This window comes from Corynebacterium sp. HMSC062E11 (assembly GCF_001811845.1).
GTDB lineage: Bacteria > Actinomycetota > Actinomycetes > Mycobacteriales > Mycobacteriaceae > Corynebacterium > Corynebacterium hesseae.
This window is the reverse complement of sequence record NZ_KV806816.1, coordinates 22,742-46,606: the sequence shown is the minus strand read 5'-3', so window position 1 is coordinate 46,606 and position 23,865 is coordinate 22,742. Positions and strand designations below refer to the sequence as shown.

21 protein-coding genes are annotated in these 23,865 nt (G+C 62.4%); 12 read left to right on the top strand and 9 right to left on the bottom strand.

Features of this window, described 5'->3' with window-relative positions; all coding sequences use genetic code 11:
- Positions 1-16: 16 nt before the first annotated feature.
- Positions 17-433, bottom strand: a complete 417-nt coding sequence (locus HMPREF2822_RS08525; RefSeq protein WP_070523689.1) for a methylenetetrahydrofolate--tRNA-(uracil-5-)-methyltransferase — start codon at positions 431-433, stop codon at positions 17-19.
- A gap of 162 nt (positions 434-595) precedes the next feature.
- Between HMPREF2822_RS08525 and HMPREF2822_RS08520 the strand changes: the two genes are divergently transcribed.
- Genes HMPREF2822_RS08520 through HMPREF2822_RS08510 form a run of 3 tightly spaced genes read left to right on the top strand, consistent with a single transcriptional unit; the run spans position 596 to position 3,566 of the window.
- Complete coding sequence (locus HMPREF2822_RS08520; protein ID WP_070523686.1) at positions 596-1,378, top strand: phosphoadenylyl-sulfate reductase; 783 nt, start codon at positions 596-598, stop codon at positions 1,376-1,378.
- The gene (cysD, locus tag HMPREF2822_RS08515) at positions 1,378-2,274 is read left to right on the top strand and encodes a sulfate adenylyltransferase subunit CysD (protein WP_070523684.1); all 897 of its coding nucleotides are present in this window, start codon (positions 1,378-1,380) and stop codon (positions 2,272-2,274) included. The genes HMPREF2822_RS08520 and cysD overlap by 1 nt, the downstream gene beginning before the upstream one ends.
- The gene (locus tag HMPREF2822_RS08510) at positions 2,274-3,566 is read left to right on the top strand and encodes a sulfate adenylyltransferase subunit 1 (RefSeq protein WP_070523682.1); all 1,293 of its coding nucleotides are present in this window, start codon (positions 2,274-2,276) and stop codon (positions 3,564-3,566) included. Before cysD ends, HMPREF2822_RS08510 begins: the two co-directional genes overlap by 1 nt.
- A 44-nt stretch (positions 3,567-3,610) precedes the next feature.
- On the opposite strand, the gene HMPREF2822_RS08505 is transcribed toward HMPREF2822_RS08510, so the two are convergent.
- The 4 genes from HMPREF2822_RS08505 to HMPREF2822_RS08490 all read right to left on the bottom strand — a co-directional run bounded on the left by HMPREF2822_RS08505 (position 3,611) and on the right by HMPREF2822_RS08490 (position 6,394).
- A complete protein-coding gene (locus HMPREF2822_RS08505) occupies positions 3,611-4,237 on the bottom strand; it encodes a hypothetical protein (protein WP_070523678.1) in 627 nt (208 codons plus the stop codon).
- 24 nt (positions 4,238-4,261) lie between these two features.
- Positions 4,262-5,140 carry a flagellar basal body-associated FliL family protein gene (locus HMPREF2822_RS13335; protein ID WP_141754755.1) on the bottom strand — a complete coding sequence of 293 codons (879 nt, stop codon included), beginning with the start codon at positions 5,138-5,140 and terminating at the stop codon, positions 4,262-4,264.
- A 92-nt stretch (positions 5,141-5,232) separates the two neighbouring features.
- Complete coding sequence (locus HMPREF2822_RS08495) at positions 5,233-5,844, bottom strand: LppP/LprE family lipoprotein (protein WP_070523672.1); 612 nt, start codon at positions 5,842-5,844, stop codon at positions 5,233-5,235.
- Positions 5,845-5,899: 55 nt separating this feature from the next.
- Positions 5,900-6,394, bottom strand: a complete 495-nt coding sequence (locus tag HMPREF2822_RS08490; protein WP_070523669.1) for an LppP/LprE family lipoprotein — start codon at positions 6,392-6,394, stop codon at positions 5,900-5,902.
- A 111-nt stretch (positions 6,395-6,505) separates the two neighbouring features.
- On the opposite strand from HMPREF2822_RS08490, the gene HMPREF2822_RS08485 reads away from it, so the two are divergent.
- Positions 6,506-7,084 (top strand): nucleosidase, encoded by a 579-nt coding sequence (locus HMPREF2822_RS08485; protein ID WP_070523666.1) that lies wholly within the window; start codon positions 6,506-6,508, stop codon positions 7,082-7,084.
- 123 nt (positions 7,085-7,207) lie between these two features.
- On the opposite strand, the gene HMPREF2822_RS08480 is transcribed toward HMPREF2822_RS08485, so the two are convergent.
- The 3 genes from HMPREF2822_RS08480 to HMPREF2822_RS08470 all read right to left on the bottom strand — a co-directional run bounded on the left by HMPREF2822_RS08480 (position 7,208) and on the right by HMPREF2822_RS08470 (position 13,439).
- Positions 7,208-8,443, bottom strand: a complete 1,236-nt coding sequence (locus tag HMPREF2822_RS08480) for an AI-2E family transporter (RefSeq protein WP_070523662.1) — start codon at positions 8,441-8,443, stop codon at positions 7,208-7,210.
- Positions 8,444-8,478: 35 nt separating this feature from the next.
- Positions 8,479-11,925, bottom strand: a complete 3,447-nt coding sequence (locus HMPREF2822_RS08475) for a bifunctional proline dehydrogenase/L-glutamate gamma-semialdehyde dehydrogenase (protein WP_070523658.1) — start codon at positions 11,923-11,925, stop codon at positions 8,479-8,481.
- Positions 11,926-12,326: 401 nt separating this feature from the next.
- Positions 12,327-13,439, bottom strand: a complete 1,113-nt coding sequence (locus HMPREF2822_RS08470; RefSeq protein ID WP_070523655.1) for an ABC transporter substrate-binding protein — start codon at positions 13,437-13,439, stop codon at positions 12,327-12,329.
- A gap of 161 nt (positions 13,440-13,600) precedes the next feature.
- On the opposite strand from HMPREF2822_RS08470, the gene HMPREF2822_RS08465 reads away from it, so the two are divergent.
- The 8 genes from HMPREF2822_RS08465 to HMPREF2822_RS08430 all read left to right on the top strand — a co-directional run bounded on the left by HMPREF2822_RS08465 (position 13,601) and on the right by HMPREF2822_RS08430 (position 22,708).
- Positions 13,601-14,530, top strand: coding sequence for a FecCD family ABC transporter permease (locus HMPREF2822_RS08465; RefSeq protein WP_232755653.1), 930 nt, complete (start codon positions 13,601-13,603; stop codon positions 14,528-14,530).
- The gene (locus HMPREF2822_RS08460) at positions 14,527-15,534 is read left to right on the top strand and encodes a FecCD family ABC transporter permease (protein WP_083306830.1); all 1,008 of its coding nucleotides are present in this window, start codon (positions 14,527-14,529) and stop codon (positions 15,532-15,534) included. The genes HMPREF2822_RS08465 and HMPREF2822_RS08460 overlap by 4 nt, the downstream gene beginning before the upstream one ends.
- Positions 15,535-15,592: 58 nt before the next feature.
- Complete coding sequence (locus tag HMPREF2822_RS08455) at positions 15,593-16,333, top strand: ABC transporter ATP-binding protein (protein ID WP_209167872.1); 741 nt, start codon at positions 15,593-15,595, stop codon at positions 16,331-16,333.
- A gap of 229 nt (positions 16,334-16,562) precedes the next feature.
- The gene (gene dnaK, locus HMPREF2822_RS08450; RefSeq protein ID WP_070523650.1) at positions 16,563-18,407 is read left to right on the top strand and encodes a molecular chaperone DnaK; all 1,845 of its coding nucleotides are present in this window, start codon (positions 16,563-16,565) and stop codon (positions 18,405-18,407) included.
- Between the two features lie 3 nt (positions 18,408-18,410).
- Positions 18,411-19,091 (top strand): nucleotide exchange factor GrpE, encoded by a 681-nt coding sequence (grpE, locus tag HMPREF2822_RS08445; protein WP_070523647.1) that lies wholly within the window; start codon positions 18,411-18,413, stop codon positions 19,089-19,091.
- 134 nt (positions 19,092-19,225) lie between these two features.
- Entirely contained in the window at positions 19,226-20,431 is a 1,206-nt protein-coding gene (gene dnaJ / locus HMPREF2822_RS08440) for a molecular chaperone DnaJ (RefSeq protein WP_070523643.1), read from the top strand.
- Positions 20,432-20,444: 13 nt separating this feature from the next.
- The gene (locus tag HMPREF2822_RS08435) at positions 20,445-20,867 is read left to right on the top strand and encodes a heat shock protein transcriptional repressor HspR (RefSeq protein WP_070523924.1); all 423 of its coding nucleotides are present in this window, start codon (positions 20,445-20,447) and stop codon (positions 20,865-20,867) included.
- 320 nt (positions 20,868-21,187) lie between these two features.
- A complete protein-coding gene (locus HMPREF2822_RS08430; RefSeq protein WP_070523641.1) occupies positions 21,188-22,708 on the top strand; it encodes an acetaldehyde dehydrogenase ExaC in 1,521 nt (506 codons plus the stop codon).
- Between the two features lie 27 nt (positions 22,709-22,735).
- Here the strand turns inward: HMPREF2822_RS08430 and HMPREF2822_RS08425 are convergent, their stop codons facing one another.
- The gene (locus tag HMPREF2822_RS08425; RefSeq protein ID WP_232755641.1) at positions 22,736-23,848 is read right to left on the bottom strand and encodes an alpha/beta hydrolase; all 1,113 of its coding nucleotides are present in this window, start codon (positions 23,846-23,848) and stop codon (positions 22,736-22,738) included.
- Positions 23,849-23,865: the final 17 nt, after the last annotated feature.

The window sequence follows — 23,865 nt, the reverse complement described above, 5'->3', positions numbered from 1 at the left end:
GCGTTTAGCTCGCGCGCTAGAAGCAGACCGGGGCGCGCTGGGCGCGAGCCGTGACGGCGGCCCAGTCCTCGACGTCGTCGGTGGGCTGGCACAGGCCCTCCCACGTGGTGATGGCCACGCCGCGGGCCATGAGTTCCAAAAGAACGAGGTGGTGGTCCCCGGAAGCGGAGAGCTGGTTGAGGTCCGAGTGGTTGATGTCCGCGTCGGGGCCATAGCCCACGCGGACGTTGCCGATGAGCCGCAGCCGCGGCGTTGTCCCCTTTGGGCACGGCTCAGCAACGGATTCCGCGCCGGAGAGCCCGGCGAAGCGGCGCAGCAAACCGAAAGGCGCGGGGCGCTCGCAGTAGAGGTCCACGCACAGCCCGGCCCTGATGAGCCGTTCGGCGGTGGAGAGCGCGGCGGGGCTGTCCCCGACGATGGCAACACGCTGCATGAGAACCCCTTCAGTTCGGTAGAAATAGACTGTCTAGTCTGTAAATCTAGTCCGCTCGGTTCATTCTGGCTAATTTTTATTCTCCCTAGTACCCAAGCTCACAGCCCCCGCGCCCCACTGTGGGGCTGCGCACACGCCCGCCTCCCTTTAATGTGAGGTGTCATGACCGAACCGATAAACCTGCTGGACCGCGGCGACTACCGCGACCCCAGCATTAGCCCCGAAGGCACCCGCGACACCGCGCCGCTCGAGCCTGCCGTGGCCCAGCGCAACCAGGAACTCGTCGAGGAGTGGGCCGACAAGCTTTATGACGCCTCCGCCGAGACCATCACCCAATGGGCCGCCGAGCACGCACCCGGCCGCCTCGCCGTCACGATGTCCATGGAAAACACCGTGCTCGCCGAGCTCGCGCACCAAGCGCACCTCGACGCCGACCTCCTCTTCATCGACACCGGCTGGCACTTTCCGGAGACGTTGGAGGTGGCGGGGGACGTCGCCAAGCGCTATGCGGACCTGCCGCTGGTGCGCGTCCTGCCTATCTTGAGCCCCGAGGAGCAGGACAAGATTTATGGCCCGCGCCTGTACGCGCGCGATGTCGCGGCCTATAACCGCATGCGCAAGGTGGAGCCGCTCAACATGGCTATGGACCCGTATGTCGGGTGGGTGACCGGCCTGCGCCGCGCCGATTCCGAGCACCGCGCCACCGCCCCGGCGCTGAGCCTGGACCGCACGGGCCGGCTGAAGATTTCCCCAATTATTACCTGGGACCTTGATGACACCGACGCCTACATCAAGGAACACGATCTCATCATCCATCCCCTCACCCTCCAGGGTTACCGCTCCATCGGCTGCGCGCCGTTGACCTTCCCGGTAGGCGAGGGCGAGGATGCGCGCTCCGGGCGCGTTTTCGCAGACGGCAAGACAGAATGCGGGTTACACGAATAATGACTCTTTCACCACACCTTAAAGACTTAGAGAACGAATCCCTCCACATCCTGCGCGAAGTCGCCGGGCAATTCGACAAGGTAGGCCTGCTCTTTTCCGGCGGCAAGGACTCCGTCGTGGTCTTCGAGCTCGCCCGCCGCGCCTTTGCGCCGGCCACAGTGCCCTTCGAGCTCATCCACGTGGATACCGGCCACAACTTCCCGGAGGTCATCGACTTCCGCGATCAGCTCGTCGAGGAAACCGGCGCGCGCCTGCACGTGGCGCTGGTCCAAGACTGGATCGACCGCGGCGACATCCAGGAGCGCCCCGACGGAACCCGCAACCCGCTGCAGTCCGTGCCGCTGGTGGAGACCATCGCGGAGCGCGGATACGACGCCGTGCTGGGTGGCGCGCGCCGCGACGAGGAACGCGCCCGCGCCAAAGAGCGCATCTTTTCCATCCGCGATTCCTTCGGCGGTTGGGATCCGCGCCGCCAGCGCCCGGAGCTCTGGGACCTGTACAACGGCGGCAAGATGGCCGGCGAAAACGTCCGCGTCTTCCCCATCTCCAACTGGACCGAGTCCGATATTTGGGAGTACATCGGCGCGCGCAACCTGCAGCTTCCCTCCATCTACTACTCGCACCAGCGCGAGGTGTTCAACCGCAACGGCATGTGGCTGACCCCGGGCGAGTGGGGCGGCCCGCGCGAGGATGAACCGCTGGAGATCCGCACCGTGCGCTACCGCACCGTGGGCGATATGTCCTGCACCGGTGCCGTGGAATCCACCGCCGCCTCGCCCGATGAGGTGCTCGCGGAAATCTCCATTTCCACCCTGTCCGAGCGCGGTGCCACCCGCGCCGATGACAAACTGTCCGAGTCCGCCATGGAGGACCGCAAGAAGGAAGGCTACTTCTGATGACGACTACCCTCGCACCGAATGTCGGCGCGCTCAAGCAGCGCGATACCCTGCGCCTGTGCACCGCCGGTTCCGTCGATGACGGCAAGTCCACCTTCGTGGGCCGCCTGCTCTACGACACCAAGTCCGTGCTGGCGGACCAGGTGGAGTCCATGGAGCGTTCCTCTGCCGACCGCGGCTTCGACGGCATGGACCTCTCGCTGCTTGTCGACGGCCTCCGTGCCGAACGCGAACAGGGCATCACCATCGACGTGGCCTACCGCTACTTCGCCACCGATAAGTGCACCTTCATCCTCGCCGATACCCCGGGCCACGTGCAGTACACGCGCAACACGGTCACCGGCATGTCCACCTCCCAGGTGGTGGTGCTGCTTGTCGACGCCCGCAATGGCGTCGTCGAACAAACCCGCCGACACCTCAACGTCGCCGCGCTGCTGGGCGTGCGCCACGTGATCCTAGGCGTGAACAAGATCGACCTGGTGGACTACGACGAGGCCACCTTCCGCGCGATTGAGGCGGAGTTCAACGAGGTCGCCGCGCGTTTGGGTATCACCGATTCGGTGGCCATCCCGATCTCGGCGTTGAAGGGCGATAACGTGGTGGAACGCTCTGCCACCATGGACTGGTACGAGGGCCCGACGGTCCTCGAAACGCTGGAGACCGTCCCCGTGGCCACGGGCCGCGCCGATGATCTGGACCTGCGTTTCCCCATCCAATACGTCATCCGCGAGCACGCCTCCGATTACCGCGGCTATGCCGGGCGCGTGAAGGCTGGACATGTGGCGGTGGGGGATGAGGTGACGCTGCCGGGCGGGCGGACCTCGACGGTCACCGCGATTGATACCACCGACGGCCCGCTTGGCTCCGATGAGGCGGCGCGCGCCGGGGATTCCGTGGTACTTAGGCTGGCCGACGATATCGACTTGGCCCGCGGCGACCTCATCGCCGGTTCGCAGCGCCCGGAGGAGGTGCGCGAATTCGCTGCCACCGCGGTGGTCCTCACGGACAAGGAGCTGCGCGCGGGCCAGATGGTGAAGCTGCGCTATGGCACAGCATTGGTCAAGGCGCGCGTGGCATCGGTGGAGCGCATCCTCGACCTCGATGGCGTGGCGGATGTTGAGGCACCGGAATCAGCAGCCCTCAATGACATTGCGTTCATCACCGTCCAGACACAGGCGGAGCTTCCCGTGGAGGATTATGCCGCCCGCGGCGCGGTGGGCAACTTCCTGCTCATCGATCAATCCAGCGGCAACACGCTGGCCGCCGGTTTTGTGGGCCAGCGCCTGCGCTAGCTCCTCCCTTAACCCGCGGCTATATGGCCGCGGGTTTTGGCGTTTTAAACGTTCTTTTCGGCCTGCTTGCGGCCCAAGGTCTTGCGCAAGGACCAGATGAACTCCGCAATCATCAGGTAGACCGGGGTGCCGCCGGCGACCATGAAGAAGAAGGCGCCGGCGGAACTAGCCTCGTCGACGTAGTCATCAGCGCCGTAGAGAAGCTCAACACTGCTGGCGTTGCCGACCTCCGCGAGGGCACCGAGGCCGCGAATGGTGGAGATGATCCACATGAAGGCCAGCAGGCCCCACACGATGCACCACTGGATCGACTGGGCACGCTGGCGGGAGGGCTCCACGGCGAAGGAGAAGTTGCTCAGGTCGACGTTGAAGTTGGAGGAAGCCTGGGCGGTCGAAGGCTGGGGCATGAGCTGCACACCGGAGCCAGACGTGGCGATCTCACGGATGCGGGCGACGTCCACCTCGGGGCCGAAGGGATCCGCGATAGCTCGGTCATACTGCTCGCGGCGGTCCTGGCGGGAGAAGATGCTGTGGGCGGTGGAGAGTTCGTCGTAAAGCGCGGCGTTGGACGGGTCAGTCGCGGCGAGGCGGCGTTCGATCTCCGAGGCCAAAGTCGCAGAATCAGCGGAAGGGTCAAGGTTGAGGGAGCTATAGAGGTTGTAGTGTGCCACGAGGCGAAAAGTCCTTTCGAGGGGTTAGCAGGGATCGCTGAAATCTGCATTGTTATTGAGCGAACGGGCGTTGCCACCGTATCGCGCCTTGAGCTTACAGACCTCATCCACGCTGTGGCCGGCGTCGTAGTAGGCCGCATAGACCTGCTTGCCTTCGTGTTCCGAACGCAGCGAGCTGCATGCTGTTCCCGGCATGATCTTGACCCCGGCGTAGTGGGCCTCAACGCGGTTGATTTCGGATTGCGGGGAGTCGCCATAAGGGACGAGGAGGGAATCCACGATGAGAATGTAGCGGCCATCGCAGGTCTCTTGCGCTTGTGTGCTCTCAGCGCTGTCCTCAGTGCTCTGCTTGCAGAGAGGGATGTCATCCGTGATTTGCTTCGGGACATTGTCGGCACTAAGGCGGTTGGAATCCCAGCACTTGATCGTCGTTGAGTCAACGAGGTCGTCGTTTTTATAGGAAACCCATTCTCCGCCGCCCCAGGAATAGAGATAAAAAGAGGAGCTGTTTTCTGAGGCGAGGTAGAGCCAGTCGTCATTGCAAAACAGCGTCATCGGGCGGGGAATATCGTTCCTGGTCTTTTCAGCTGCTGTACCGCACCTGTCCTGAGGTGTGGCTTTAGACGTCACGGGTTTCGCGGTGCTCGTCTTAACGCTGGTAGTGCGGGTTTCACTGCTTGTTGTGGTGGCCTCAGCATTTGTTGTGCTGGTGCTCGGGGCCACCTGCGTAAAGAGGGCCTCCTGCTCTGTGGTTTCAGAAGAGGAGCGCGACATTAACAGCCACGTGACACCAGCAATGATCGCAAGGAGTACGACGACGGCGATGATCACTATGCTTCCCGAGCGTGCAGGACGTTCCGGGCCCTCGTTGCTTGGCGGGGCCCAGGGGTTGCTATTAGTCACGCAGGAAGCTCCTTAAAACGGGGGCGGCAGACAGCAGCTTCCACAGGAAGCCGTGTCACACTATAGCCGCATTTACCCTCACAATAAGGGGTTTAATTCGGTGGGACATCACCGCTCATGACTGTTTTCTGCTGGTCTTCGTCCCAGCGGAATCCGGCATGCGTTTCGCCGGTGCGCCCGGCGGTGGTCTCGCCCTCACGCGCCCAGTGGTAGGTCACGGCGATCACAGCGTCACTCACTCGCTCGACGGTGGGGAAGAAACCATAAGGCTCGAAGGTGGCGGTGCCAAGGTATTCGCCTTTGTGGAAGAGCATGATGTGGTGTGGCGAGGAGGCCGTGGCACCCTCGACGGTGATAATTTGCCAGCTCAAATCCGCGCAAGGGTCGAACCCTGAGGAGGAGGATAGTTGCCAGCCAAAGTCATTCCATGGCGCGATGCTGCCAATGCCTGATTGATAGGCCTCGTCGGCGTCAATATCCTCGCAGGACTCCGACTTGTCCGCGCTCTGGGTAGGGGAAGGTGCCTCGTTGCTCGTCGGCTCAGGGCTTATTTCCTCTTCCGTGGTGCTTTCGGCGGCAACGCTCGCCGAGCTGTTGTGGACCGCACTGAACATAGGGGTCTCTGCCTCGTCCTGATGGCTTTGCGCACAAGCAGCGAGTGGGAGGCAGATGAGGATAGCGCCCACAAAGGCAGGCCTGAGCATTATTTTTCCTTCCATAAAAAGTGCGCCTCGTGTGAGGCGCACGATTAGTTTTATTTTAGCGAGGAGGAACGTCACCGCTCATGACGACTTTGTTCTGGGCGGCGTCCCAGCGGAAGTTTGCTTCCGTGGTGCCCGTCGGAGCGGCATTGGCGTCGCCTTCTTGCGGCCAGTGGTAGGTCACGGAAATCTCACTGCCATTGACTTGCTCGACGCTGGGGAAGAAGGCGTAGGGCTCGGCGGTGGCGGTGCCGATGTACTCGCCGTAGTGGAAGAGCATGATGTGGTGCGGTGAGGAGGCAGTTGCGCCTTCGACGGAAATGGTCTGCCAACTCAGCTCCGCGCACGGATCGAAGTGGGCGGAATCAACCAGTGCCCATTCATGTCCATTCCACTGGGGAACCTGGGCGATGTTGTCGGCGAATGCGGCGTGGGCATTGCCAGCCTCGCAGACTTCGGCGACGGGGCTAGCCTGAACCTCTTCTGGGCTGCTGCATGCAATGAGGGGGAAGCAAAGTAGTGCGGCTCCGGCGAAAACTCGTGGTGTGAACATTGTGTTCTCCTTTCTGAGGTCTCGGTGTGGTTCCAGACCCTACAAAGGCCGCAGAGACCCCGGCCAGAGTTACGGAGAGCATTCCTCGGGTCAGCGGGTAGTCTCTCAGGCATGGAGAATCTGTCTGGTCGTACACTGTTCGTCGCCGCCGTGGATGCCGAAGCCACGCATGTTCCTGAGGGAGCGCCGCTGCTCATCACGGGTATTGGTACGGTTCCCGCCGCCATCGAGCTGACAACGGTGCTGGCGTCGGCAGAGGTGTTGCCGGAGCGTGTCATCAACATCGGTACTGCGGGCGCGCTTCGCGACGATCTCTCAGGCGTCTTCGAGATCTCCCACGTACGCAAGCACGACTTTCACCTGGAGGTGCTCAGCGATGTCTCCCGCTATCTGCTCCCGGAGGTCATCGAGCTAGAGACCTCCGGTAAGCTGCCGACCGCCACGCTTGCCACGGGTGACGCCTTTATTTCGGATACCCCGACCCGCACGCGCCTTGCCCAGGATTCTGCGCTGTGCGATATGGAGGGCTACGCCATCGCTGCGGTGTGCCGAAAGTTTGGTGTGCCGTGCACGCTTCTCAAGCAGGTTTCGGACACCGCTAACGAAGAATCCTATGGCTCGTGGGCCTCGGTGCTCGACCGCGCGGCGGAGGAGTTGGCCGCCGCCTTCGGCACGGTGTCCGCGGATTAGACCCCACATACGGAAAGTGCCCTAGTTGCCAAAACCATCGCTCCCGCCGCGGGTGGTGGGGGAGAAGTTTGGCAACTAGGGCAGTTGCACGGCCAGGGCTAGAGCCATGCACCGGTTGTGTGGCTAGCGGGCGCCGCTGGCCTCTAGGTTCTCGTAGAGCTCCATGACGTCCTCATGGCCCTCCGCCGTGGAAATCTTAATGTTTTTAGCTTCGATTTCGCCGGCACGCAGGCTGGCCATCTCCTGGTGGTAGCGGAAGACCACGGCAATGGTGGCAGCCACCGGCACAGCCAGGAAGGCGCCGATGATGCCGGCCAAGGCGGAGCCGACCGTGACGGAGAGCAGCACCATTGCCGCGTGCAGGCCCATGGCCTTGGATTGCAGCATCGGCTGGAGGACGTTGCCCTCCACCTGCTGGACGATGATGATGAGAGCCAAGGCGAGCAAGGCCTTCGTCAGCCCATCGGAGACCAGCGCGATGATGACGGCCAAAGCGCCCGCAGTGACAGCGCCAATGACCGGGATGAAGCTGGCGAAGAACGTAACTACGCCGATGACAAGGGCCAGCGGTACCTGGAGAACCCAGAGGCCGAGGCCGATGAGGATGCCGTCGACGGCCGCGACGGCTGCTTGCGCCTGAATGAAGCCAGATAACGTGTTCCACACGCGAGTCAGCAGCTCGGTGGCGTGCCAGCCGGCGGAGTAGCCGGTGTAGGTGCGCAGCCACGGCAGGAATTTATCGCCGTCCTTGAGGATGAAGAAGGCTACGAAGAGCATGATGGCGAGCGCCATGGCGATGGAGCTGGCCATCGATACACCGGAAATCACCCCGGTGGCGATGTTGGAAGCTTGGCCCTTGATGAAGGTGATGGCATCATCGAGGACTTCCTGGACCTTCGCCGCATCAATCTCAAAGGGCAGATCCTTGGCCATATCGACGAGCTTGTTTAAGCCGCCTTCGGCCTGGCTGACCAGGGAGGCACCTTGGGAGGACACCACCGGGGCCATCGCCGCGAACACGCCGCCGATGATGGCTAAGAATCCCAACAGCGTGGTGATGGAGGCCAGCGCGCGGGGGAACTTGTGCGCGCGCAACCAGTTGGTCACGGGGAAAAGCACCGTGCACACCAGGATGGCCAGGATGACCGGCAACAGGCCAACCCAGATGAACTTCAACAGGTAGCCGGCCAGGCCGACGCCCGCGACCACGATGATGAAAATCAAGCACACCTTGGCCAGGGAGATGGCGTCGCGCCCCAAGATGCGAGACTTGTCATCGGTCTTCGACACCGGGAGAGCGGCCTCCTCATCGGAGGAGTCCGCCGCCTGCGGCTTTTCTTCGTCGTGCGTAGTACTCATACGCTATATCTTTGCACATGAGCCGCGGAAACGAACTATGCGCGGATGCTGCTTACCTGGCGGATGATGCCGAAGCGGTGCATCGTCACCGAGACCGCCTGCTCGAGGAGGAAGGGAAGGAGCTCGCGGCGGCCGTCGGCCAGCACCGGCTGGTCTAGGACCACGGAGTTGGATTCCACCGCGGCCTCATAAACACCCGGCTCGACAGAACCCACGGTTCGAATGCGCGCGGACTCCAAGCCGGAAACCTCGCGGGCGAAGGCGCTTGCCTCCACGGCATCGACGTCAAAGCCCAGCTCGCGCAGCTCCGCGGCCTTTACCGGGGCGGCGCTGAAGCGCACGGGGGAGCCGGTGCGGGTGGCGGCGAGGGCGAGGCGGGAGACGTCGCGAAGCGCGGCATCAGTGCCAATGCGCACCTGGAGCGGGGTGAGCACCGGGCGGTAGCGGAAGACGTTGGCCTCGCAGACCAGGCCGGCGCGGTCGTGCTTGCGGCCGAATTCCTGCTGCCAAGCCAGCTCATCGAGCTCCGCCGCGCGCCACAGCCAGGCGGTGTCCTCCTCCGAGAGCTCCAGATTTCCAAAGGCACGCAGCTGGGCTGCCACCGGCTGCGAGATGTCCACGTCGAAGGGGCGCAGCGGACCCTCGGACCAGGTGCCGAACTGGGTCACGTAGTTCGGGCCGCCTGCCTTGGCGCCCGGGCCCATGACGGACTTCTTCCAGCCGCCGAAGGACTGGCGCTGCACAATCGCGCCCGTGATGCCGCGGTTGACGTAGGCGTTGCCCACCTCGACGCGCTCGAGCCAGTAATCGATTTCGTCGTTATCCAGCGTGTGGATGCCGCCGGTCAGGCCGTAGCCGGTGGAGTTCTGCCACTCGATGGCCTCATCCAGGGTCTCCGCATGCATGATGCCAAGCACCGGGCCGAAGCACTCGTTGACGTGGAACCAGGAACCTGGGCGCACGTTATCGCGGATACCCGGCGACCACAGGGTGCCCTCCTCGTTGAGCTTCTCCGGCTTCACCAGCCACTTTTCACCCGGCTCCAGCTGGGTCAGGCCGCGCAGCAGCTTCTCGCCCGGGGCCTCGGCTAGGCCATTCATCGTCGTGGTGATGTCGTAGCCGGGGCCGGTGATGAGGGTCTTGACGGCGTCGACAAGCTGCGAGCGCAGGCGCTGCGACTCGCCAGCCGCGCCGACGAAGATGACCAGGGAGGATGCGGAGCACTTCTGGCCGGAGTGGCCGAAGGCGGACAGGTAGAGATCCTGAATGGCCAGGTCCGGGTCCGCGGACGGGGTGATGATGAGCGCGTTCTTGCCGGAGGTCTCCGCCATGATGTTGAGCTCCGGCTTCCAGGAACGGAAGAGCTTGCCGGTATCGGAAGCACCGGTGAGGATGACGGCGTCGACATCGTCGTGGGAGATGAGCGCGCAGCCGGCGTCACCCTCATCGGTGAAGACGAGCTGGACCAGATCCGGGTCGAGGCCCTGTGCCTCGAGGCCGGCGCGGAAGGCCTCCACGACGAGCTTTGCGCAGTGCACGACCTGCGGCGCTGGCTTGATGATGACGGCCGAACCCGCAGCGAGTGCTGCCGCGATGCCGCCGGTGGGGATGGCCACCGGGAAGTTCCACGGCGGGGTCACCACGGTCACGCGGTGGGGCGTGAACTCGGCGGCGTAGCTCTCCAACAGGCGCGCGGACTGCGCGTAGTAGGTGCAGAAGTCGATGGCCTCGGAGATTTCCGGGTCGGTCTGCGTGACAGTCTTGTTGGCCTCGTAGGCGGCCACGGAGATGAACTCGCCGCGGCGGTTGGCCAGCTCATCGGCCACGGCCTCGAGGGCGCGGGCGCGGTCCTCGGCAGGGCGCGCGCCCCACTCGGCGCCGAGCTCGGCGGCGCGGGCCACGTGCTTGTCGACGACCCCCGCATCCGTCACCTCCTCCACGCCATGCTCACCCGGGTCGGTGGCCAGGGCCTTGAGCGCCCACTCGCGGTTGGCTTCCAGGGCCGGGTCGGTGTCTGGCTCGTTGGCGAAGCGCCCTGTGCGCGGTGCCTGGCGGCCGGCAGCCTGCTCGGCCTCCTCCAGGCGGTTTTGGGTGCGGCGCGGGCCGGCGAAGGTATCCCAGCGCTGCTCGACGGCCTCGCGGAAGACCTGCTCCTGGTCCTTAAGCGCCTGCTCCTCCGGGGCGAAGAGGGCGTAAAGGAAGTTCTGTGGTGCGGAGTTTTCCTCCAAGCGGCGCACCAGGTAGGAGACCGCGACATCGAAGTCCTCCATGTGCACCACTGGGGTGTAGAGGATCTGGCGGCCCTCGAAGGCATCGCGGACCGCGGCCTGCTGGGCCGGGGACATGCCCTGGAGCATTTCGGAATCCATCATGCGCATGACACCGCGCTTGGTGCCCAGCTTGTAGGCAAAAGCCGCGGTGTAGAGGTTGTGGGTGGCCACGCCGATGCGCACGCAGTCGGCGAACTCGGGGCGCAGGATGTAGTCGAGCAGGCGGTAGTAGTTGGCGTCCACCTCATCCTTGGTGGCATAAGGTGCTGCCGGCCAGCCGTGGATTTCACCCTGGACGTGCTCCATCGAGAGGTTTGCGCCCTTGACGATGCGAATCTTGATGTGGGATCCGCCCTCGGCCACGCGCTGCTTGGCAAATTCTGCCAGGTGCGCCAAGGCGTCGAAGGTATCCGGCAGGTAAGCCTGCAGGACGATGCCTGCCTCGAGGTTGGTGAACTCCGGCTCGCTGAGTAGCTCGGTGAACAGGCGCACCGTGAGGTGGAGGTCGTGGTATTCCTCCATGTCCAGGTTGATGAAGACCTTATCGGGGCGGCGCGCGGCGGCCTCGTAGAGCGGGCGCAGGCGTTCCTTGAGGCGGACCAAGGAACCCTCGATATCCCACGGGTTGAGCTGGGCCACCATGGAGGAGGCCTTGACGGACACGTAGGTCACGCGCGGGTTATTGATGAGCTTGAGGGTGCGCTCGGCGCGGGAGCGCGCTTCGTCGTCGCCCAGCACAGCCTCACCGAGAAGGTTGAGGTTGAGCTGCTCGCCGGACTCGGCGGCCTTGTCCAAGGTCTTGTTGAGGGCGTCGCTCTCGGCGTCGAGGACCAGGTGGCCGACCATCTGGCGCATGCGCATGCGCGCCAGCGGCATAACCAGGTTGGGCAGGATCGGTCCGAAGAAACCACCCAGGCCCACCAGCGAGCCGTTGATGAGGCCGAGGAAGGACGCGTCATAGGTGGTGGTGACGGACTTCAGCGCGTGGGCGGCTACCTTGTCATCCTCGGGGCGCATGACGCGGTCCACGAAGTCCATGGTGAAGGCCACCCCGTCCGGGTTGCGCAATAAGTCTGCGAGTTGTTCTGTGGCCGGATCCTGCTCGTCGGCGGTGGAGGCGAGCCAGGAGTGGGCCTGGGCCGCGGCGTCGGCGATCAGCGCGGCGTCAATGTCGGTGGATTCGGGAACGGGGGTGTGAGCATCGTTAGTCATGGATTACAACCTTTATGGGTCTCAAGGCACACTGGTGCGGCCTTGCGGAAAGCGGAAATTGCAGACTTTCTAGTCCAACACGGGCGCATACTCTGCGCCGTGCCGTTCAGTCTGTGTGAAAAGAGGTGCTTATTTAACGCTGGCGTACACAACCGGTGGCCGGTCGGAAGAACGACGCTGCCTAATGAAGTGAGTATTCATGTGCGACCACCCTTCTTGTGTGTGGGGAGCAGCCAGGCAATGGCCTGGCCTGAGTAGCGAGAAATCGGTGACCTTGATATGGTCCGCCGCACAGAAATCGTAGACGTGTAACCCATCTCGCTTACATGAAAGCTAGCCCCTTAAGTTGGGGTGAGTCAATCCCACAGGTGTTGTTTTGAGGGGAGGGTGCTACCCCCGTGTTAGTGGCTGAGATAGTCCGCGAGATCTGACGCGATTTTCTGTGCGCCCAGAGGCCCCAAGCCGAGTGCCCACGTATCGTCGCTGACCTCGATGGCATGGCCGTCTTTGACCGCAGGTAGCTGTTGGAACGCCGCGGTAGAAACGGCGGTGTCTTGGCCGGTGGTGGAGGGATCTCCGTAGCTGCAGTAGAAGATGTAGTCGGCGTCCGCTTGGTCAATGTTCTCCGGCGAGATTTCCGCAGCGAGCTCTTCGATGTCCTGGTTGGCGGGGCGGGCGAGGCCGGCGTCATCAAGCACCGTTCCAATGAGTGAAAGGCGCCCGTAGAGGCGTACCTTGCCCGGCATGAAGCGCAGAATGGTGACGGTGGTGTCTTCGCTAGCTGGCCCGTCCTCAATGACCTTCTTTACTTCTTCGATCTTCTTGTCATAGTCGGCCATGACTTGTTCGGTGCGCTCCTCTTCTCCGAGGGCTTCGCCGATGAGTCGGAAGTTTTCTTTCCAGGTGTATCCAGGACGGATCGAGAAAACGGTAGGTGCGATGGAATTGAGCTGGTCATAGTGCTTATCCATGCGCAGCTGCGAGCCGATGATGAGGTCGGGGTTGAGCGAAGCAATCTTTTCCATATTGACTTCGTTGATCGTGCCTACCGTTTCGATGTCACTTGCTTTGTCGGCCATGTAATCCGGGACGGGATTCTGGCCCTTGGACGTGGTCATGCCGACTGGCTTCATGCCGAGTGCTAGGACGGAATCGAGTTCGCCGCTTTCTAGAACAACCACCCGCTGCGGCTTGTCTTTGAGTTCGGTCGTTCCGCGTGCATGCGTGACCGTGCGTGGGAATTGACCAGGGGCTGCATCGCTGCCAAAGCTTTGGCTTTTCTCTCTCGCCCCGGCAAAGCCTTCGCCTCCGGTGGCCACGGAGTCATTTCCCGAGGCTGAATTGGAGTTTCCTGATTCTTTCCCGGACGGTGAGGACGCAGGGTTAGAAGCGTCAGCGTTTGAGTTGGTGTTTTCGAGGCTGGCGCAGCCGGTGAGCGCTAGCGCTGCGGTAAGACCAACAGCAGTGAGGCGGAGGAGAGGGGTGCGGGGTGCGATTTTCTTTCGAATGTTCATAAAAGGTAGCCTAACCTAAATTAGGTCGAGCTAAGGAAACGTGAGCATATGAAGGTATTTGGGTGGTGTCGGTGATTGAGCAGGGGTTGCGCGCCGGAAAGAGAAATACCCGGCGTCTTGGTTGGGTAGTAGTTGCTGGCCTTGCCATTCTCTGTATCGGCGTGGCGCTGTCACTGGCGTTGGGCGCGCGTAGCATTCCCTTCAGCGACGTGTTGGCCGCCCTTCGGGGACAGCCTGGTATAGCTTCCTCGATCGTGTGGGAGAGGCGTCTTCCCCGTACACTCGTTGCTGTTTGCGCAGGCTGTGCTTTGGCCCTCGCTGGTGCAGTTCTGCAGATCATGACGCGCAACCCTTTGGCAGATACCGGAGTTTTCGGGATTAACGTAGGCGCCAGCTTGGCCGCCGCCATTGCTCTGGGCTGGTGGGGGTGGCAATCACCTTTTGCGTTTTCGCTCGCAGCCATCATCGGTGCGGCAGTGACCATGCTGCTGGTCACCGCGGTCGGGCGTGGCAGAGCGGGCGATGTTGATCCGCTGAGACTGATTCTTGCAGGCGTAGCCATCGGGGCGGTATGTGAGGGCCTGTCCTCCGCGCTGATCCTGATAGATCCTCACGCCTTTGCAAGAATCCGTGCTTGGGTGACGGGCTCCGTTGACGTTGCTTCGTGGACGCCAGTGGTGATTGCCTTCGGCGGACTGGTGGTAGGCGTGGTGCTACTGATTGTCTTTGCTCGCCACTTGCCGCCCCTTGCTCTGGGGGATGACGTTGCGGCGAGTCTCGGCATTAACCTCAAACTGACTCGTTTGGGGCTTGTCGCGGCGGTAACGGTGTTGGCTGCTACCGCCACCGCAGCGGCGGGGGTGATTGTGTTCGTTGGACTAGTTATCCCGCATGTTGTCAGGCTGTGCGGGATATACGAAGAGCGGGCACAGCTTGTCGCCGCTGCCGTGGTGGGGCCTTTGTTTTTATTGGGTGCCGATATTGTGGGCCGCTACCTCACTGCTGCTGAGTTGCCGGCTGGCGTCACGGTGTCGCTCATTGGTGCCCCAGTATTGATTGCGCTGTCCCATCGCGCTGGAAGGAGGCTGTGATTGTGAGCGTGAGAAGTGTTTTGTCCTTTGCAGGCATTGTGATCGTCGCGCTGGCTATTGCTGCCTATTCGCTCTTCTCGCCTGGTGCCGGGCAGGATAGCGCAGCGTTGTGGTCCGTGGCTACGAATCCCAATAGCACTGACTTTGCGGCCACCGTCGTGTGGCAATGGCGTGCTCCGCGGGTGGTTGCCGCGATTGTCGTAGGAATGTGTTTGGGCATCGCGGGCGCCATCTTTCAGATCCTTACTCACAATCCTCTGGGGTCGCCCGACATCATCGGGTTTAATACCGGTGCCTATACCGGTGTCATCGCGGTCTCCTTGGCGGGCTTTAGCTCCGCATTCAACATTGCGCTAGGCGCGTTGATGGGTGGGGCTATCACTGCGTTACTCATCATGGGGCTTTCATTTGGCGGAAGGCTCACGGGAGCAAGGCTGGTTGTGGTGGGGATTGGAGTGACGTTCTTCCTTTCAGCAATAAACAAGTGGTTGATTCTTAGTGGTGAGTTGGAGCAGTCCCTAGGTGCGGCGACTTGGGCTGCTGGAACATTGAATGCTGTGTCCTGGGTGCGAGTTATTCCATTGGGGGTGCTGGGAGGCGCGGCGTGCGCCGCTGGGTTGCTGCTGCGTGGCTGGTGTGACGCGCTTGCCCTGGGGGATAGCACGGCGAGTGCGTTGGGGTTGAACGTGAGTCGTGCACGTGTGGTGATGGTTCTGGTTGGCACAGTTCTTGTCGCTGTGTCGACGGCGATAGCGGGCCCAATCTCATTTATTGCCCTCGCGGCCCCACATATGGCTCGGTTGCTCTCGCGTCCAGACAGGACGCCGGTGTTGCTCTCTGGAGGACTCGGTGCACTTTTCTTGCTCGCTGCCGATTTAGCAGGGCAGCGGCTGTTTTTCCCAATTACTCTGCCTGCCGGTCTTATTACGGTCTGCGCCGGTGGCATCTATCTGGCGGGTTTGCTGCTGTGGCAATCCCGATCTGCCGGAATGAAAGGTCAGTAAAGTGAACCAACTAAAAGTATGTGACGGTGCGCCGAGCGTGCGGGCTGAGGGGGTGAGCATGTCCTATGGGAGGACTGCCCCGTTAATTCTCGACTCGGTGGATGTGTCTTTTCCGGCCGGGAAATTCTCTGCCATTATCGGCCCCAATGGTTGTGGAAAATCCACTTTGGTGAAGGTGTTGGCGCGGTTGGAAATGCCGAACGCGGGCGCGGTGTGCATTGGCGAAGAAGATGCAGCCGCATTCTCTCGGCGTAGCTACGCTCGGCGCGTCGCCGTGATGTCGCAGCAATCCATAGCTCCCGAAGGGATCAATGTCAGGGAACTGGTTGCGCGCGGGCGATTCGCCCACCAAGGATTTATGGGGTGGAGGAGCCAGGAGGACGAGCGTGCCGTTAGTCGTGCGCTAGCAAAGGTGGGCCTTGAACAACTGGAGACGGCCGAGGTAGCGGCGTTGTCTGGCGGTCAGCGTCAGCGTGCTTGGTTGGCCATGGCCCTCGCCCAGGAAACGCCTGTGCTCTTCTTGGATGAGCCAACGAGCGCGCTTGACATTGGATACCAGCATTCCTTCATGCGGCTGATGCGGCAGCTGGCAGGAAGCAAAACCCTTATTGCGGTCATTCATGATTTGGCGCATGTATTGCGCTATGCGGATCACGTCGTGGCGATGAAAGATGGAACGGTGCGGGACGCGGGCGTGCCGCGCGAGGTCATCACCCCTGCCCTTATTGAGGAACTCTATGGGCTGTCAGTCCGCGTTGTAGATGTGGACGGTGAGCCGGCAATCGTCCCTGTAGGGTGAGTCTCCGCCAAACCGGGTTTGTTTTCCCAGCGTGTTGGCGATAAATAAAAAAGTTGAGTCGATCGGGAACAACTTTGAGTTTGCCTGCGTTGTGTAGGTTGAGTGACCGGCGCTCAGGTTTGGATGACTTTGAGTGTCGCTTCTGTTAGAGTCGCTGACTGGACGCGGCAGAAGTTGAGTCGCGCACTATCAACTTAAAACAAACCCCAACACGCAAGGAGAAAAGATTATGGGACGCGCAGTAGGAATTGACCTTGGTACCACCAACTCGGTTGTATCCGTGCTGGAAGGTGGCGAGGCAACCGTTATCGCTAACTCCGAGGGTTCCCGCACCACCCCGTCCGTCGTGGCTTTTGCCAAGAACGGCGAAATTCTCGTTGGCCAGTCCGCCAAGAACCAGGCGGTCACCAACGTTGACCGCACCATTCGCTCCGTCAAGCGCCACATTGGCACCGACTGGACCATCGATATCGATGACAAGAAGTACACCCCGCAGGAGATTTCGGCCCGCACGCTCATGAAGCTGAAGCGCGACGCCGAGGCTTACCTGGGTGAGGATGTTACCGACGCCGTCATTACCGTCCCGGCTTACTTCGAGGATTCCCAGCGCCAGGCCACCAAGGAGGCCGGCCAGATTGCAGGCCTCAACGTCCTGCGTATCGTGAACGAGCCGACTGCCGCCGCGCTGGCTTATGGTCTGGAGAAGGGCGAGCAGGAGCAGACCATCCTGGTCTTCGACCTCGGTGGCGGTACCTTCGACGTCTCCCTGCTGGAGATCGGTGACGGCGTTGTTGAGGTCATGGCTACCGCTGGTGACAACCAGCTCGGTGGTGACGACTGGGACCAGCGCATCGTCGACTGGCTCGTCGATAAGTTCAAGGCTTCCCAGGGCGTTGACCTGACCAAGGATAAGCGCGCTGTCCAGCGCCTGCGTGAGGCTGCTGAGAAGGCCAAGATTGAGCTGTCCTCCTCCCAGTCCGCCAACATCAACCTGCCGTACATCACGGTGGACTCTGAGAAGAACCCGCTCTTCCTGGATGAGACCCTGTCCCGCACCGAGTTCCAGAAGATCACCCAGGACCTCCTGGACCGCACCAAGGAGCCGTTCAACCAGGTCATCAAGGATGCTGGCCTGTCCCTGTCCCAGGTTGACCACGTGGTCCTCGTCGGTGGTTCCACCCGTATGCCGGCCGTGTCCGACCTGGTCAAGGAGATGACCGGCAAGGACCCGAACAAGGGCGTTAACCCGGATGAGGTTGTGGCAGTCGGCGCTGCTCTCCAGGCGGGCGTGCTGCGCGGTGAGGTTAAGGACGTGCTGCTTCTCGACGTCACCCCGCTCTCCCTCGGCATCGAGACCAAGGGTGGCGTGATGACCAAGCTCATCGAGCGCAACACCACCATCCCGACCAAGAAGTCCGAAACCTTCACCACGGCTGATGACAACCAGCCTTCCGTGCAGATTCAGGTCTACCAGGGCGAGCGCGAGATGGCTTCCGCCAACAAGCTGCTCGGCTCCTTCGAACTCGGCGGCATTGCCCCGGCGCCGCGTGGCGTGCCGCAGATCGAGGTCACCTTCGACATCGACGCCAACGGCATCGTCTCCGTTTCCGCTAAGGACAAGGCCACCGGCAAGGAAAACACCATCAAGATTCAGGATGGTTCCGGCCTGTCCCAGGAGGAGATCGACCGCATGGTCAAGGACGCCGAGGCACACGCCGAAGAGGACAAGAAGCGCCGCGAGGAGCAGGAGACCCGCAACCAGGCCGAGTCCACCTCCTACCAGACCCGCAAGTTCATGGATGAGAACTCCGACAAGCTGCCGGAGGATCTGAAGAACCGCGTGACCGAGGCTGCCGATGCTGTCGATGAGGCGCTGAAGGGCGATGACATCGAGGCGATTAAGTCGGCCGTCGAGAAGCTCGGCACCGAGTCCCAGGAGCTGGGCAAGGCCCTGTACGAGGCGCAGGCTGCTGAGGCGGGCGCCGAGGGTGCCGCTGCTGGCGACGCCGCTGGTGACCCGAACGTCGTCGACGCCGAGGTTGTCGACGAGGACGACGAGAACAAGGAGAAGTAAACCATGACCTCCCCTCAGGACCCGGGCAACCCGGCCAATACCGACCCTGAGGCAGCCTCCGCTGAGGCTGCGGAGGCTGCCGCCGCCGAGGCCGCTTCTGCCGACGGCGCCGTGGATGACGCCACGGCGAACACCGCTGAGGCAGAGGCCGCGGTAGAGGACGCCGCCCGCGACATCACCGATGAAGCGGCCGCGGGTGAGGAGACCGTTGCGGAAAACTCCTTGGAAGCTCAGCTCGCTGAGCGCACCGAGGACCTGCAGCGCCTCAACGCGGAGTACACCAACTACCGCCGCCGCACCGAGCGCGACCGCCAGGCCGTGATCGAGACCACCAAGGCCAAGGTCTTGGCAGACTTCCTGCCAATCCTTGATGACATGGAGCTCGCTCGCCAGCACGGTGACCTCAACGAGGGGCCGCTCAAGGCCATCGCGGACAAGCTCACGGGAGTGCTGACCAAGAACCAGCTGACCCCGTTCGGCGCCGAGGGCGATGCCTTCGACCCCGAGGTGCACGAAGCGGTCCAGGACCTGTCCACCGGTGACGAGCAGGTCATCGGCACGGTTCTGCGCCGCGGCTACACGGTGGGGGAGCGCGTTGTGCGCACCGCCATGGTGATTATCGCCGACCCTGCCGAGTCAGCCGATACCGCTGAAAGTCCGGATAGCTCGGACAACGCAGAATAGGTAGTACAGGTGGCGTCAGGGCTCAATGTTCCTTGGCGCCACTCTTCTTTTCACTATTTAGTTAGCTTTTTTACTTAGCAAAAAATCTTAAAACCCAACCATGAATCGATTCTCCTGAAAGGAGGAGATGCCCAGTGAACGCTAAGCCAGAATGGGCAGACAAGGATTATTACGCGGATCTGGGGGTCTCCTCATCCGCTACCGCCGAAGAGATTAAGCACGCTTACCGCAAGCTGGCCCGCCAGAACCACCCCGATGCCAACCCGGATAACCCCGCGGCGGCGGAGAAATTCAAGCAGGTGGCTGAGGCCTATGACGTGCTCTCTGATAAAGCTACCCGCAAGGACTATGACCAGTTCAAGGCCATGATGCGCAGCGGTGGCTTTGGACGGAGAGGAGGCGCCGGGTTTCCCGGCGGGTTTCGATCCACGCACATGGGTGGACCGGGTGCGCAAGAATTCGACATCTCGGACATCTTTGGAGGATCCGCTCGAGGAGCGTCTCAAGGCGGCGGTCTTGGGGATATCTTCGGTGGCGTTTTCAACCGCGGCGGTGGTGCTGGCCACACAGCTCGGCCGTCGCGGGGGGCCGACGTCGAAACGCAAATAACCCTCGACTTCCGTGAGGCGGCTAAGGGAACCACCATCCCGCTGCAGCTCAGCGGCGAAGCTCCCTGCACTACGTGCCACGGCTCCGGCTCCAAGACCGGCAAGCTGTCGACGTGTTCGACGTGCGATGGCACCGGTTTCACTTCTGAGCAGCGCGGTACCTTCGGCTTCTCCGCGCCGTGCACGGACTGCGATGGCACAGGCCAGCGCGCCGAGGATCCGTGCCCGGATTGCTCGGGTTCCGGAACGGTGCACCGCACCCGCTCCATTACGGTGCGCATCCCCGCTGGCGTGATCGATGGCCAGAAGGTGCGCCTTGCCGGCCAGGGCGAAGCAGGCCCGAATGGCACTCCCTCCGGTGACCTCTTTGTGGCGGTTACGGTAAAGCCTGACAAGGTCTTCACCCGGGAGGGCGATGACCTGCACGTCACCGTCCCCGTCTCCTTTGCGGAGCTGGCCTTGGGCGACACCATTACGGTGCCGACCCTCGATTCACCCGTGCGCGTGAAGGTACCGGCGGGCACTCCCGACGGCCGCACGTTGCGAGTGAAGGGCCGCGGTGTGGCCAAGCGCGGCGGCAAGGCCGGTGACCTCATGGTGACCGTACAAGTTACGGTGCCCTCCACCCTGGATGCTGCTGCCTCCTCGGCGCTGCGCAATTACGCGCAGGCGGAGAAGGACTCCGGCTTCGATCCGCGCGCCGGCTGGGCCGGCAACACAGTAGCCCGCTAGGAGGAGGTGCATGATGAGCAAAGACAGGATGAACCGAAGCGATGCGGCGCAGCCCAAGGCGATGTACGTCATCTCCGTGGCTGCGGAACTGTCTGGCATGCATGCTCAAACCCTGCGCACGTATGACCGGATGGGGTTGGTCTCCCCGGCCCGCACCTCCGGCGGAGGCCGCCGCTATTCCGAGAGCGATATCGAGCTTTTGCGCAAGATCCAGACGCTCTCGCAGGATGATGGTGTGAACTTGGCTGGTATCAAGTCCATCATCGAGCTGACCGCGGAGCGCGACCGCCTCGCCGCCGAGCGCGATGAGTTGCAGGCAGAAGTCGAGCGCTTGCGCAGCCAGGTGCGGCCATCGCGCGGCGAGCTGGTCCACGTGCCGCGTTCGACATCCGTGGTGATGTGGAAGCCGCGTCGCAACCGACGCCGCGACAGCTAGGCACTTCCCCCCTCCCTTGTGGGAGGGGGTTCTCCTGTTTTGGGGCCCAGCCAGCCCTGCTCGGCCTGAGGCCGCGTGCTCTTCGCCTAAAAAGTGCCGTTGTTGCCAAAGTTCTTGTTCAAAATTGCTCTGGGCCTTCGAACTTTGGCAGCAAGGCGCCTTTGGTCAACGACCCCAAAAGCTTTCCTCATTGAAAACGTGAGTTTGGCAATACTTATCGCTACACTCGCGTCCAGAGTTGTGCCGCCCGTCACGTGTAGTTGCGATTGTGCGTGCGGCCACCGTTACGGTACTGAATCCATGAGAAAGGCACTAGGCACATGACTTTGTACGCAAACCCAGGCACCCCTGATGCCATCGTCAACTTCCGCGAGCGCTATGACAACTACATCGGCGGCGAGTGGGTACCGCCGGTCGATGGTGAGTACATGGACAACATCACCCCGGTGACCGGTGAGGTTTTCTGCCAGGTGGCCCGAGGTAAGGAAGTAGACATCAACTTGGCCATCGATGCCGCGGAGAAGGCTTTCGAGACTTTCGGCAAGACCACCCCGGCGGAGCGCGCGCTCCTGCTGCATCGCATCGCGGACCGCATCGAGGAAAACCTGGAGAAGATCGCCGTCGCGGAAACCTGGGAGAACGGCAAGGCTGTGCGCGAGACCCTCGCCGCCGATATCCCGTTGGCTGTTGATCACTTCCGCTACTTCGCCGGCGCCATCCGCGCACAGGAGGGCCGCCTGTCCCAGATCGACCAGGACACCGTGGCTTATCACTTTCACGAGCCGCTGGGTGTGGTGGGGCAGATTATCCCGTGGAACTTCCCGCTGCTGATGGCGGCGTGGAAGATTGCACCGGCGCTGGCCGCAGGTAACACCATCGTGATGAAGCCGGCTGAGCAAACCCCGGCATCGATTCTGCTGCTCATTGAGATTATTGAGGACCTCCTGCCGAAGGGCGTGCTCAACATCGTCAACGGCGTCGGCGAAGAAGCTGGCGTGGCTCTGTCCACCTCGGAGCGCATCGCCAAAATCGCCTTTACCGGCTCCACCCCGGTGGGCAAGATCATCAACAAGGCTGCTGCGGACAAGGTCATCCCCGTCACGCTGGAGCTCGGCGGCAAGTCACCGTCCATCTTCTTCGCGGACATCATGGACAAGGACGATGCCTACCTGGAGAAGTGCGTGGAGGGCTTTGTCATGTTCGCCCTCAACCAAGGCGAGGTCTGCACCTGCCCGTCCCGCGCATTGATCCACGAAGACATCGCGGACAAATTCCTAGAACTGGCGGTGGAGCGCGTAAAGAAAATCAAGATTGGCCACCCGCTCGATACCGAAACGATGATGGGCGCGCAGGCCTCCCAGGAACAGATGGACAAGATCACCGAATACCTTGAGGTGGGCCCGAAGGAGGGTGCGGAAACTCTCGTCGGCGGCCACGTGAACAAGGTGGAGGGCCTGGAAAACGGCTACTACATTGAGCCGACCGTCTTCCGCGGCACCAATGACATGCGCATCTTCCGCGAGGAAATCTTCGGACCGGTGCTCTCCGTGGCCACGTTCAAGGACTTCGAGGAAGCCATCCAGATAGCCAACGACACCAACTTTGGCCTTGGCGCCGGTGTGTGGTCGCGCCACCAGAACACCTGCTACCGCGCCGGGCGAGAAATCCAGGCCGGCCGCGTGTGGGTGAATCACTACCACGTCTACCCGGCGCACAGCGCCTTCGGCGGCTACAAGGAGTCTGGCATCGGACGCGAGAACCACCTCATGATGCTGTCCCACTACCAGGAGACGAAGAACATGCTGGTGTCCTACTCTGAGGAGCACGCCGGCCTCTTCTAAAAGGCAGCAACCCCACGTGGCTGCCTACTAATAGCGTCGTGCGATGATGCCCAGACCCCGCAGGAATGCGGGGTCTTTCCAATAGGAGCCATGATCGCCCGGAAGTCCGCTAGCACCTGGCAGAGGTGTTGCACCGAAGGCGGGGGAGGTGGGATCGGGGCCATGGATGCCACCATGCGGACCGGTGGTAATCGTGATGGGATCCTCGGTGTTCCGCGTGCTCCAGATCCTGCCATGCAATTGCGACGCTCTATCCGCCGAGGCGCCCGGGCTGCCGACGAGCACGACGTCATCCGCAACATAGTCCTGCTGCGCGGCCTTACCTACAACCACCGAGCCATAGGAATAGCCGATGAGGATGTGCTGAGCCCGAGGAAAGCGCTGCCGCAAGGCGCGTTGGAAGCGGCCTAGCTCGGCGGCCCCGCGGCGCGCCGGGTCTTCGTGTGCCGCGCGGGACAATGTGGGCGGGGCGGAGTAGCCAATCCACGCCACCGTAGGCCCATGGGTGGCGCAGGCGATGGCGCGTGCGCGCTCCACCGCAGTGGGCCAGCTTGCTGTAACGGAAGAACCTACCCCGCCCACAAACGTGCTGACCTGGGCGGCCTGTGTGCCGATGTTCTCTGGGTCCACGAGCGCCACCAGCCGCCCAGGGCTGGCCTCGAGCACGGTGACATCAGGGTTAGCCGCGGCCAGAGAGCGAACCTCCTCGCTGGCCATGGTCAGCTGGAGCTCGTGCAACTCGGTCAGCGAGAGGTCGCCGAAATCCTCCAAGCGGCTGGGGGGTTGGGCCAGCTCCGGAGTGCACAGGGCGGTGAGTTGGCGGGCGCAGGCCCAATCGAGGACGTCGGCAAGCGCGTCCAACTGCCCCAGCGCCACGCTGGCGGGTTCTGCAAAAGCGGGGACCGAAGCCAGCCGCACAGCGCGTGCGCGCAGCTGTTCAATTCTCTCCTGCAGTGGTGCGTAGAGGCTCAGAATGCGCGCGGCAAGGCGCATCTGCTGCACGGGATTCACCAGATTGTCGCTGGCGCGGTGCAAGGAACGCCGCGCGGCATCGGCGCCAACGCCAGAAATCGCTAGACCTACCCAATGATGGTGCGACGCAGCTATATAACGTTCCAGCTCAGATGCGTTTCGTTCCATCCCTAACGCTTCCAACC